At 33.4% G+C, this 12,250-nt stretch carries 11 protein-coding genes and 3 tRNA genes; 8 read left to right on the top strand and 6 right to left on the bottom strand.

Annotated elements, in window-relative coordinates; genetic code table 11:
* The first annotated feature begins 1 nt into the window (after position 1).
* Positions 2–505 (top strand): phosphoribosyltransferase family protein, encoded by a 504-nt coding sequence (locus DFQ11_RS12430; RefSeq protein ID WP_110476201.1) that lies wholly within the window; start codon positions 2–4, stop codon positions 503–505.
* On the opposite strand, the gene DFQ11_RS12425 is transcribed toward DFQ11_RS12430, so the two are convergent.
* Positions 497–1,018, bottom strand: coding sequence for a shikimate kinase (locus tag DFQ11_RS12425; RefSeq protein ID WP_110476200.1), 522 nt, complete (start codon positions 1,016–1,018; stop codon positions 497–499). The genes DFQ11_RS12430 and DFQ11_RS12425 overlap by 9 nt on opposite strands.
* A gap of 129 nt (positions 1,019–1,147) precedes the next feature.
* Here DFQ11_RS12425 and DFQ11_RS12420 point away from each other — a divergent pair.
* The 7 genes from DFQ11_RS12420 to DFQ11_RS12390 all read left to right on the top strand — a co-directional run bounded on the left by DFQ11_RS12420 (position 1,148) and on the right by DFQ11_RS12390 (position 5,642).
* Positions 1,148–1,220: transfer RNA gene (locus tag DFQ11_RS12420), tRNA-Lys, on the top strand.
* 208 nt (positions 1,221–1,428) lie between these two features.
* Positions 1,429–1,512, top strand: a tRNA-Leu gene (locus DFQ11_RS12415).
* Positions 1,513–1,652: 140 nt separating this feature from the next.
* A tRNA-Lys gene (locus DFQ11_RS12410) sits at positions 1,653–1,725 on the top strand.
* Between the two features lie 228 nt (positions 1,726–1,953).
* A complete protein-coding gene (locus DFQ11_RS12405) occupies positions 1,954–2,853 on the top strand; it encodes a MerR family transcriptional regulator (protein ID WP_110476199.1) in 900 nt (299 codons plus the stop codon).
* The gene (locus tag DFQ11_RS12400; RefSeq protein ID WP_110476198.1) at positions 2,853–4,313 is read left to right on the top strand and encodes a phytoene desaturase family protein; all 1,461 of its coding nucleotides are present in this window, start codon (positions 2,853–2,855) and stop codon (positions 4,311–4,313) included. The genes DFQ11_RS12405 and DFQ11_RS12400 overlap by 1 nt, the downstream gene beginning before the upstream one ends.
* A 24-nt stretch (positions 4,314–4,337) precedes the next feature.
* The gene (locus DFQ11_RS12395) at positions 4,338–5,177 is read left to right on the top strand and encodes a phytoene/squalene synthase family protein (RefSeq protein ID WP_110476197.1); all 840 of its coding nucleotides are present in this window, start codon (positions 4,338–4,340) and stop codon (positions 5,175–5,177) included.
* A gap of 18 nt (positions 5,178–5,195) precedes the next feature.
* Positions 5,196–5,642, top strand: a complete 447-nt coding sequence (locus DFQ11_RS12390) for a sterol desaturase family protein (protein ID WP_110476196.1) — start codon at positions 5,196–5,198, stop codon at positions 5,640–5,642.
* Here DFQ11_RS12390 and DFQ11_RS12385 read toward each other — a convergent pair whose 3' ends face one another.
* The 5 genes from DFQ11_RS12385 to DFQ11_RS12365 form a co-directional block, all read right to left on the bottom strand.
* Positions 5,643–6,218, bottom strand: a complete 576-nt coding sequence (locus DFQ11_RS12385) for a TlpA family protein disulfide reductase (protein ID WP_233487600.1) — start codon at positions 6,216–6,218, stop codon at positions 5,643–5,645.
* A gap of 112 nt (positions 6,219–6,330) precedes the next feature.
* A complete protein-coding gene (locus DFQ11_RS12380; RefSeq protein WP_110476195.1) occupies positions 6,331–8,601 on the bottom strand; it encodes an aconitate hydratase in 2,271 nt (756 codons plus the stop codon).
* A 426-nt stretch (positions 8,602–9,027) separates the two neighbouring features.
* The gene (locus tag DFQ11_RS12375; protein ID WP_110476194.1) at positions 9,028–9,981 is read right to left on the bottom strand and encodes an AAA family ATPase; all 954 of its coding nucleotides are present in this window, start codon (positions 9,979–9,981) and stop codon (positions 9,028–9,030) included.
* A 6-nt stretch (positions 9,982–9,987) separates the two neighbouring features.
* The gene (locus DFQ11_RS12370) at positions 9,988–11,442 is read right to left on the bottom strand and encodes a peptidylprolyl isomerase (RefSeq protein ID WP_110476193.1); all 1,455 of its coding nucleotides are present in this window, start codon (positions 11,440–11,442) and stop codon (positions 9,988–9,990) included.
* Positions 11,390–12,172 carry a peptidyl-prolyl cis-trans isomerase gene (locus DFQ11_RS12365; protein ID WP_229791294.1) on the bottom strand — a complete coding sequence of 261 codons (783 nt, stop codon included), beginning with the start codon at positions 12,170–12,172 and terminating at the stop codon, positions 11,390–11,392. The genes DFQ11_RS12370 and DFQ11_RS12365 overlap by 53 nt, the downstream gene beginning before the upstream one ends.
* Positions 12,173–12,250: the final 78 nt, after the last annotated feature.

Here is a 12,250-nt window from a genome sequence, read left to right as displayed (position 1 = left end):
AATGGCACTTACAAAAAATACTATTTTAAGTCATAAAGAAATCGAGCATAAAATTAAACGTATTGCTTATCAGATTTATGAATCTAATGTCAATGAAACCGAAATTATTATAGCTGGTATTGCTAACAACGGTTATTTACTCGCCAAAAAAATTAAAGCGAATTTAGATCAAATATCTAATATTGAATCCACGCTTTGTAAAGTAACTATAAATAAAACTGAACCTACTCAACCAATTGCCACTTCTATACCTAAAGAAGATTATGCTAATAAATCTTTAGTTTTGGTAGATGATGTTTTAAACTCTGGTAGTACATTGATTTATGGAATTAGACATTTTCTAGATGTTCCATTAAAACAATTTAAAACTGCAGTATTAGTAAATAGAAATCACAAAAAATATCCTGTTAAGGCTGACTTTAAAGGAATATCTTTATCAACCTCTTTGTTTGAACATGTGCATGTCAATTTATCTAAACAGCCTTACGACGCTTATTTAGATTAAATGCGTTAATAGTTCTTCTAAGATAGCTTGTTGCTCTTTATCATTTGCATTGATAATATGATGGGCTTGACTATAGTACGGACTGCGTTCAAATAGGTGTTTGCCAATGTATTCCATAAGCTCTTCTTCAGAATTTAAATGACTGATTAAAGGTCTATTGGCGCGTTCATTAAACAAACGTTTTGCCAAGATCGGAATAGATAGTTTTAAATAGAATGATTTAATTTCTGGGTTAGAAATTATAGATTCCATATTATTTGCATAACATGGTGTACCACCTCCCAATGCGATTACCACATCTTCAGTTGAGTTTATAATTTCATTCAAGTACTGTGTTTCTTTCCTTCTAAAATATATTTCTCCCTTCGATTGAAATAAATGTGAAATTGAGGAATGTTCTTTGTCAGAAATATAATCATCTAAATCTAAAAAGTTGTAGTTTAGACTTGTAGCTAATTCCTTACCCAAAGTCGTTTTGCCTGACCCCATATATCCCAGTAAAATTATTTTCATAATGCTTATAAATTGATTATTAATCGAATAGATAATTACGACACAAAAAAACGAAAATAAATATAAAAAAGTATTGTTTTATTAATTAAACCTTATATATTTGCACCCTCGTTAAAGAGAAAACAATTTGACTAGTTAGCTCAGTTGGTAGAGCATCTCCCTTTTAAGGAGAGGGTCCTGGGTTCGAGCCCCAGACTGGTCACTAAAAGTTAAGCAATAAGCTTAACTTTTTTTTTACCTTTATGTGAGTTGTTATTTGAAATTATGGTGTATAAAATGAGTTAGATTTCTTTGTTCTGAAGAAAAAATAAATCCTATCTTTTGCAGAAGGATTCATTTTTATAATGAAGTAAGAATAAAGATTATTTTGCTTGAATCATTCTTTTTTAAATTTAAATGATTTATAATTTGCGCACGTGGCGGAATTGGTAGACGCGCCAGCTTGAGGGGTTGGTGGACATTAGTCCGTGGAAGTTCGAGTCTTCTCGTGCGCACAAAATTTTTGGATCCACTTTATTTGAATAAGTATAGGAATTACACTATGGTCTTAAATTTCTTTTCACTTATTTTATATAAATATTGTTTTATTAATTAAACCTTTTATATTTGCACCCTCGTTTAGAGAAAACAATTTGACTAGTTAGCTCAGTTGGTAGAGCATCTCCCTTTTAAGGAGAGGGTCCTGGGTTCGAGCCCCAGACTGGTCACTAAGAAAAGTTAAGCAATATGCTTAACTTTTTTTTTGCCTATTTTTTAATTGCTATTTAGTTAAGCCTCATTAAAAGTTATATCTACCGCGATATACTATACGCCACTTTTTGAACTTTCCCTCCATTTACCTTCAAATACAAAGCGCCATTTTTACTTAATTAATGTTAATTCTATACTTCGTATGACTTAAAGACTTATTTTTGTTTAAACATTTTTAATAAAAAATGAACAATATCAAAAATAGGTTCAGTATTAAAGACCTTGAAAATCTTACAGGGATTAAAGCGCATACCATAAGGATATGGGAAAAACGTTATAACCTGCTCACGCCCAATCGTACTGAGACCAATATTAGATTTTATGATTTAGCCAGTTTCCAAAAACTTCTAAACGTCAGTTACCTTAACAATAATGGTTATAAAATCTCCAAAATTGCTACAATAGCAGATAATGACATTCCGCGATTAGTAAAAGAAATCGCAATAGAGAATAATCAAGAAAGCCATATCATCAATGATTTTAAATTAGCCATGCTTAATTTTGATCCGCAATTATTTTATAAGACCTATGATACTCTCTATTCAGATAAATCGTTCGAAGACATCTTCTACGATATTTTTATTCCGCTATTGTCGCAAATAGGCGTTTTATGGCAAACCAACACTATTACTCCGGCACATGAACATTTCATTAGTGGGCTCATTCGACAGAAAATTATAATGCATACTGGAATCGTTCAATCGAAACAAAATCCCTCTTCCAATAAAACTTTCGTACTCTATTTACCTGATAATGAAATGCACGAATTAGGATTAATGTTCTTAAATTATAAATTAATTAGCAAAGGCCATCATTCTATATTACTGGGTCAAAGTATCCCATTAGATAGTTTATCAGACCTTCAACATTATTACGATAACATCACCTATATTTCTTATTTCACGATAAAACCTGATGTAGAAAATGTAATCAGCTATCTAAACGAATGCGATGACATTATTATGAAAACTCCGAACACCAATTTTTGGGTACTCGGTCAAATGATTAATGCTATTGATTCCGACAAAATACCTAAGAAGATTAAAACTTTTAAATCAATTAAAGACTTAACCAACGCATTGTAATGAGTAAACGTATTTCTATAATAGGCTCGGGTTTTTCAGCACTATCGGCCGCTTGCTATTTAGCTCAAGGAGGTTATAAGGTTACAATTTTCGAAAAAAATGATACGGTTGGAGGAAGAGCAAGACAACTCCAAAAGGAGGGCTTTAAGTTTGATATTGGTCCAAGTTGGTATTGGATGCCCGATGTTTTTGAAAAGTTCTTTAACGACTTCGGAAAGCAGGTAAGCGATTATTATCAGCTCGATAAGCTAAGTCCTGCTTATAAAATTTTCTTTTCGGATGATGTTATCACAATCGGAGACCATATGGATCAAATTTGTGAAGAGTTTGAACGTATTGAGAAAGGCAGTGCTAAACCACTTCGAAAGTTTATAGCTCGAGCTCAAGAACACTACGATATTGCAATGAATAAGGTGGTTTTGAAACCTGGAATTTCACCTTTTGAATTGGTGACTAAAGAAACCGTCACTCGTTTGGATCAATTTTTTAAAACGATAAGTTCTGAGGTCCGTAAAAATTTTAAAAACCCTAAGCTTATTTCAACCTTAGAGTTTCCCGTTTTATTCTTAGGAGCTAAACCGAATCAAACCCCCTCATTTTATAGTTTTATGAATTTTGCCGATTTTGGTTTAGGCACATGGCATCCAAAAGGCGGGATGTACGAAATTATCAAAGCTATGAAAAGTTTAGCTGAAAGTTTAGGAGTTTCTATTCATAACAATTGCAATGTTGAAAAAATAAATGTTGAAAATGGTAGAGCTATAAGCATCATGGTTAATGGAAAAACGATTGAATCTGACGTCGTTTTAAGTGGCGCCGACTATCATCACTCGGAAACTCTTTTAGATAAAAAGCACAGACAATACAGTGAAACTTATTGGGAAAGCCGAACATTCGCTCCCTCTTCCCTCCTTTTCTATGTTGGATTTAATAAGAAGTTGAAAAATGTTGAACATCACAATTTATTCTTTGACACTGATTTTGAAAAACATGCTGAAGAGATTTACGATGAGCCTAAATGGCCAAAAGATCCATTATTTTATGTTAACTTTCCTTCTGTAACTGATAGTAGTATGGCACCTGAAGGCTTTGAAACCGGTTTTTTCTTAATACCTATTGCTCCTGGAATTGAGGATACACCTGAATTGCGTCAACATTATTTTGATGTTATTATGAACAGATTCGAAGATAAAACGCAACAAAAAATACGAGAACATATTATATTTAAAGACTCCTATTGCGTGAACGACTTTATTAAAGATTATAATTCATACAAAGGAAATGCTTATGGAATGGCAAATACCCTGTTGCAAACCGCATTTTTAAGACCTAAATTAAAGAGCAAGAAAGTAGGTGGACTGTATTTTACAGGACAATTAACAGTGCCAGGACCAGGCGTGCCTCCTTCTTTAATATCAGGAAAGCTAGTGGCTGAATTAATTCAAAAGAATGAAAGCTAATTATGAACGTATCACTTTAATACTATGAAATTAATATTTGACAATGTTTCTAAAGAATGTAGTAGGGCTGTTACAAAAGCCTATAGCACTTCATTCTCAATGGCGACTAAAATGTTATCAATTAGCATAAGACAGGATATTTATAACATTTATGGATTTGTTCGGTTTGCTGATGAGATTGTAGACACCTTCCACGAATATAATAAAGAGAAGTTATTTAATAATTTTGAAAGAGACCTCGAGGCCGCTTTAGAAGATAGAATAAGCCTAAACCCTATTTTGAATTCGTTTCAAGAGACCTACCATAACTACGGTATAGATAAACATATGGTAGAATCGTTTATGGCAAGTATGCGATTAGATCTTCATAAAAAAGACTATTTAACCAAGGAGGAATACAAAGCTTATATCTATGGTTCTGCCGATGTGGTAGGGCTTATGTGTTTAAAAGTTTTCGTAAAAGGCGATCAGAATAAATTTGAAGAATTGAAAGATTCTGCCATGAGCTTGGGCTCTGCCTTTCAAAAAGTTAATTTCTTAAGGGATTTAAAAGAGGATTTTGAAAATCTAAGTAGAACTTATTTTCCGAATACTGATTTGAATAGACTAGATGAAGAATCAAAAAAGTTAATAATCGCTGAGATTGAAGAGGATTTTTCAAATGGACTACAAGGCATAAAAAAATTACCTATTGAAGCTAAGTTTGGCGTATTTATGGCTTATCGTTACTATAGTAAATTATTAGACAAATTAAAAAAGACGCCAGCCTTACAGATTAAATCGACCAGAATCCGAGTACCTAACCATAGAAAACTGGAGTTACTGACACGCAGCTATGTAAAGTACCACTTAAATTTACTTTAAACATTTAATAGACCTATTATGCAGATCGTTTTTTGGATACTTATTTTTTTAGCCACATTTTTTATCATGGAGTTTAACGCGTGGTTTACTCATAAGTACATTATGCATGGTTTCTTATGGAGCTTACATAAAGATCACCATCATAAAGATCATGATAGCTGGTTTGAGCGTAATGATGCCTTCTTTATCTTTTATGCTATAATAAGTATGACTTGTTTTTATCTCTGGAACTATGAAGGTATTTGGTACACTCTCCCTATTGGGTTAGGGATTATGGCTTATGGTGCTGCCTACTTTATTGTACATGATATTTTTATACATCAACGTTTTAAATGGCTTAGAAATATTGATAATAAATATGCACGAGGCTTGAGACGTGCACATAAAATTCACCATAAACACTTAGGAAAAGAAAAAGGTGAAAACTTTGGGATGCTCATTGTCCCTTTCAAGTATTTTAAGTAATTATTCTAGAAGCAAATCATTTAATTGGGCTCTTACTTTATTGTTATTCCAATCTAAAGCAGCAGACTCATCAACAACAATTTCTCTTTTCTTATTAATTATGAAGGTTCTTGGAATAGTACGCACTGATAATTCTTCGGGTGCTTGATTTAAAGGGTTGAATACTTCAAAATCAAATCCTCTTTTTTGTTTAAATTTTTCAACCGTATCAAAAGAATCATTCGTTATAAGTAAAAACACCACCTTCTCATTATAATCATCATATAATTCCTGTATGCCTGCCATTTCTGCTATACAAGGCGGACACCAGGTCGCCCAAAAGTTTATAAATACAACTTGGCCTTTCGTCTCTTCAAATTTTATGGATGTGTTCGCATCTCCTCTTAATTGCCAATTTGTGTAGCTAATTATTTCTCGATCTTTTTCATCGATTAATGACGATTGATTAATTAGACTTAAACCCTTATGCATCCAAATCTGAAGTGTAATTCTAGTTTGAGGTATAAGCAGTAAAATAATAAGTACTACAAAAATTATATTCGCCATATTAAAATTACTTTTTTTTTGTGACTTCATGTTGTTGGTAATGGTTTTCGTAATAGTGGTTAGATTCTAATTTGCTTTCATCAAAACATAAAAAAACTCCTAGCTAAAATAACTAGGAGTTTATATAATTTGGAATTCGCTTTTATTTAGCGTTTTCTTTCTTGATTAAATTTAAGGCAGAACCTTCGTTATACCACTCAATTTGAGCTTGGTTATACGTATGGTCTAATGCAATAACATCTTTGCTACCATCTGCATGTACAACTTCAACATGTAATTGCTTATCAGGTGCAAATTCATTTAAGTCTAAGAAGTTGAAAGTATCATCTTCTTGAATTAAATCGTAATCTGCTTCATTAGCAAAAGTTAAACCTAACATACCTTGCTTTTTAAGGTTTGTTTCGTGTATACGAGCGAATGATTTAACAATAACTGCGGCTACACCTAAATGTCTAGGTTGCATTGCTGCATGCTCTCTTGATGAACCTTCTCCATAGTTATGGTCTCCTACAACTATAGACTTTACACCTGCCGCTTTATAAGCTCTTGCCGTATCAGGAACACCACCATATTCACCAGTTAATTGGTTTTTAACGAAATTCGTTTTCTTACCAAATGCGTTAACAGCACCAATTAGAGTATTGTTTGCAATATTATCTAAGTGTCCTCTAAAACGTAACCATGGACCTGCCATAGAAATGTGATCGGTGGTACACTTACCAAAAGCTTTAATTAATAATTTAGCTCCAGTAATTGAATTTCCTAATGGTGTAAAAGGTTCAAGTAACTGTAAACGTTCTGAGTCTTCATTCACTTTAATTTCAACACTACTACCATCTTCAACTGGCTCTAAGTAACCATTGTCTTTAACTTCAAAACCTTTTGGAGGTAATTCCCATCCAGTCGGCTCATCAAACATCACTTCTTCACCATTCTCATTGATTAACTTATCGGTCATAGGATTAAAATCCAAACGACCTGAAATGGCAATAGCTGCTGTTAATTCTGGAGAAGCTACGAAAGCGTGTGTATTTGGGTTACCATCTGCACGTTTAGCAAAGTTTCTGTTAAATGAATGAACGATACTGTTCTTTGGTGCATTTTTAGGATCACTATATCTCGCCCATTGACCGATACATGGTCCACAAGCGTTAGTGAATATTTTAGCGTCTAGTTTTTCGAAAATATCGATAATACCATCACGCTCGGCAGTATATCTTACTTGCTCAGAACCTGGGTTAATTCCAAGTTCAGATTTCATTTTAAGACCTTTATCTAATGCTTGTTGCGCAATAGATGATGCTCTAGATAAATCCTCATAAGAAGAGTTGGTACAAGACCCTATTAATCCCCACTCTACTTGCATTGGCCAATCGTTAGCTTTTGCTTTTTCAGTCATATCGCGACCTACTTCTGTAGATAAATCTGGAGTGAATGGACCATTTAATAAAGGTCCTAATTCTGAAAGATTAATTTCAATAACTTGATCGAAATACTGTTCTGGATTTGCATAAACTTCAGCATCTGCAGTTAAGTATTCTCTAATTTTATTTGCTTCATCAGCAACAACCGTTCTATCTGTTGCACGTAAGTAACGCTCCATAGAATCATCATAACCGAAAGTAGATGTTGTTGCACCAATTTCAGCTCCCATGTTACAGATAGTTCCTTTTCCAGTACAAGACATTGCTGTTGCGCCAGGACCAAAGTACTCTACGATAGCACCTGTTCCACCTTTTACAGTTAGAATTTCAGCAACCTTTAAAATAACATCTTTTGGCGCTGTCCAACCTGAAAGTTTTCCAGTTAATTTAACTCCAATAAGCTTTGGAAATTTAAGTTCCCAAGCCATACCTGCCATAACATCTACAGCATCAGCACCACCAACACCAATAGCAACCATTCCTAATCCACCTGCATTTACAGTATGTGAATCCGTACCAATCATCATTCCACCTGGAAAGGCATAATTTTCTAATACTACTTGGTGGATAATACCTGCTCCTGGCTTCCAAAATCCGATACCATATTTATTAGAAACAGATTCTAAGAAATTAAAAACTTCACTACTTGCGTTGTTCGCAATTCTCAAATCCTCTGCAGCACCTTCTTTAGCTTGAATTAAGTGATCACAATGTACAGTTGTAGGCACTGCTACTTTAGGTTTCCCTGCTTGCATAAATTGTAATAAGGCCATCTGAGCGGTGGCATCTTGACAAGCCACACGGTCTGGAGCGAACTCTACATAATCCTTGCCTCTAATGAACGCCTTGGTCGCTGTTCCATCCCATAAATGAGAGTATAATATTTTTTCAGAAAGTGTCAATGGTTTACCAACAATTTCACGAGCAGCATCAACGCGCTCAGCCATGTTAGCGTAAACCTTTTTAATCATATCAATGTCGAAAGCCATATAGAATATTTAAGGTTGTTAATTATTTATTTCGTTCCACAAATTTACGAATTTTAAAGGGTTTTTAAAAATATGTAACGAAATTGGGTTTTTACTGAAAATAAGTTGCAATTTCATAGAAATCATTGTGATAATTTAGTTTATTAACAATAAACCCTGCAGTTAAATATTAATTTAATAAAATAACTTATTTAGAATAAATATGAATTTGGAATCAGACAAGTAGTATGACACGAGTTTAAACCTTTGAAGATGGTAAAATTCAACCTTGTTTGCCTCTACAAAGCTACGATATACATATAAAAAGTTCTTATTCTGTTACTTATAGCAATAACCACAAGTTAGATTTATATTGAGTAACACTTAGAATATCACACAAAACACAGGTGAAGATTTAAAATTATTTTGTGTCATTGTAAACACTAATTAAAATAAACTCTCAATAATCTTCTCGTCGGTGATCCCTTCTGCTTCTGCTTTGTAGTTTTTGATAATTCTATGTCTTAAGATTCCTGTAGCTACTGCTTGAACATCTTCTATGTCTGGAGAAAACTTACCCTTTGTCGCCGCATGAGTTTTTGCAGCTAAAATTAAATTTTGAGAGGCTCTTGGTCCTGCTCCCCAATCTACAAATTCTCTAACAATATCTGCAGCTGTTTCCTCTTTTGGTCTTGTTTTACCAACTAAGGATACAGCGTATTCAATCACATTATCTGCTACTGGAATACGTCGGATTACATTTTGAAAGTCTATAATTTCTTGGGCGGTAAATAAGGGATTAACCGTAGTTTTGATATCTGTAGTAGTTGCTTTCACAACATCTACTTCTTCTTGAAACGAAGGATATTCTAAATTAATAGCAAACATAAAACGGTCTAATTGCGCTTCAGGTAAAGGATAAGTTCCTTCTTGCTCAATGGGGTTTTGAGTAGCCAACACAAAATATGGTAAACTTAATTTATACTGATGTCCTGCTACGGTTACAGCACGCTCCTGCATCGCTTCTAGTAGAGCGGCTTGTGTCTTTGGTGGTGTTCTGTTGATTTCGTCGGCTAATATGATATTTGCAAAAATAGGTCCTTTGAGAAATTTGAAATGACGATTCTCATCTAATATCTCACTACCTAAAATATCACTAGGCATTAAATCTGGGGTAAACTGAATACGCTTAAAATCCAAACCTAAAGCCTGAGCAATCGTGTTTACCATTAAAGTTTTTGCTAAACCTGGAACACCAACTAAAAGCGAGTGACCTCCCGAAAAAATAGAAATCAATATTTGATTGACAACATCGTCTTGGCCAATGATAACTTTAGCAACCTCTTGCTTAAGCCCTGCATATTTTTTAACGAAATTTTCGATGATAGCAACATCAGACATAATGTATTACTTTTTTAACCAGTTACTATTGAAATCACAATCTCTGTACTCTCCATTAATCTTGATATAAGTATCAGCAATGGTTTCCTTTTGCCATTTTTCAACAGCTTTAATTTGTTTGTCTTGTAGTGCTAAGTTTTTGATTTTTAAATAATCTTTAGCGAAGTCTGCTTCGTGATCATCGATACGATCAGTAACGGTTAAAATCTTAAATTTAATTCTATTAACTCTATCTTCATCTTGGAACACCTCACTAATTTCTCCATCTTTTAAATCTTGAATCTGAGCATATAATTCAGGCTCCATTCTAGTTAACTCAAAATTAAAATCTTGAGTCATTGGGTTGGTAAGTTGTCCACCTTCAAATTTTGTTTCTTCCTCATCACTGAATTCACGCGCAGCTTCCGCAAAAGTTAAGGTACCATCCACAATTTTTGCTCTAACTTCATCAATCTTATCTTTCGCTTTTTGAATAGATTCTTGAGTTAATTCAGGACGTAATAAAATATGTCTTACATCATATTCTTGACCTCTAATTTTTTCTAATAGTATAATATGATAACCGAATTCAGTAGCAAAAGGTTCAGATATCTCCCCTTCTTGCATTGAGAATGCGACATCTCTAAACTCTTTTACCATTCTTGGCTGTTTTCTATTCAGTGTGTATTTCCCACCTGTAGATTTAGAACCTGAGTCTTCTGTGTAAAACAAGACTTTTGTTGTAAAATTGGCTCCATTTTCTTCAACATCTCTCTTAAACTCGTTAAGTTTATCGATAACATCTTGCTTAGCTTGTTCCGTGACTTCAGGAATAATTACAATTTGAGCTAACTTTAATTCTGTACCAAACACAGGACGTTCTTCTTTAGGAATATCATTAAAGAATGTTCTCACTTCTTCTGGAGTTACTTCGATGTCTTTAGTAACTTTTTCTTGCATTTGTTGTGCGAGATAACCGTTCCTGTTAATCTCGTTCATTTCTTCTCTTAAGGCTTGCTCTGAGTCTTTCTTGTAAAATTTCAATAAGCCCTCCATATCGCCTTTGGTTTGAGCCAAAATACCTTGAATTTGCTGATCAGTTCGCTGTTGAATATATAATTCATTCACAACGATACTATCCTGGATTGCTTGATGGGCGTATAACTTGCTTTCTAATAAACTTCCAAAAAGCTCACATCTTGAATAGCCTTCTAGATTTGCTCCTTGTGCTTTTAATTGTGCAATTTCACGATCTAAGTCAGATTCTAAAATAATGTAGTCACCAACAACAGCCGCCACACCATCAGCTTTTATACGCGTTTGGTTGGTTATACTGTCTTTAGTTTTTTCAACTTGTGGTTTTTCGTCTTCAATTATTTCTTGAGCACTGCTGTAGTTGAATGAAAGAAAACATACCACTAAGGCTGCTTTAATTATAAGTTTGGAATTTATTGTTTTTAATGGCATCTTTTGTAATATCATTTTCGAGTTGCTTGATGAGCTCTAATTTTCTCTTGTTTATAACAATTTTTTTAATCGACGTACTCACATAATCCAATGGTGCATAGTCATTTTGGAGACGTACGTCATTAACTTGCATCAAATATAGGTTTAATGAATCTTTGAGTTGTAAGAAATTAGTTTTTTTTAACAGTTGATCTTTATTTGAGTTTGTAATGATGGGAATTTTTTCGACTACACGATTCAATTTTATCCAAAGTGAATCATTCAAAGAATAGGATTTAAACTGTACCGAAATTGAATCTAAATACGCTATATCATTCGCTTCAAAGCGTTTGAACCGTTTAGTTATAGTGTCTAAATTAATAGGGTTTAATGGTAAGCTAATGTATCTAAATTGAATTAGATCGTCATTAAGTTTAAAAGATTCTTTATTGGCTTCATAAAACTTTTCAGCTTCTTCTTGCTCTACTAAAGTATCTATGTTTTTTTTTACTAAGCCCTCTAAATAAGCTTTAGTATATAAATCGTTCTTGTATTGAGAAACTAATTTGGCAAATTCATCCTGTTTTTTTTCTGGAAGGTTAACCAATGCACCATCCATTAATAACAATTGTCTAGCCCAACGATTCACGTAAGCATTGACCATTAAAATGCTATCTTCTTTAGAAGTTCCTTTTGGAACTAAACCTTCTATGTCAGATTCATATAAATAACTTTCGTTTACTCTTGCTATAGGATTTTCATCCATTGGTTGTTTAAAAAAATTACAACTTGTTAGGAGTATACTTAGTATTAATATGTACAAGGTTTGTTTCAAAAAAATTAT

The organism is Winogradskyella epiphytica (assembly GCF_003217215.1).
In the GTDB taxonomy this organism is placed as follows: domain Bacteria; phylum Bacteroidota; class Bacteroidia; order Flavobacteriales; family Flavobacteriaceae; genus Winogradskyella; species Winogradskyella epiphytica.
This window is presented reverse-complemented; position numbering and strand designations above follow the sequence as displayed.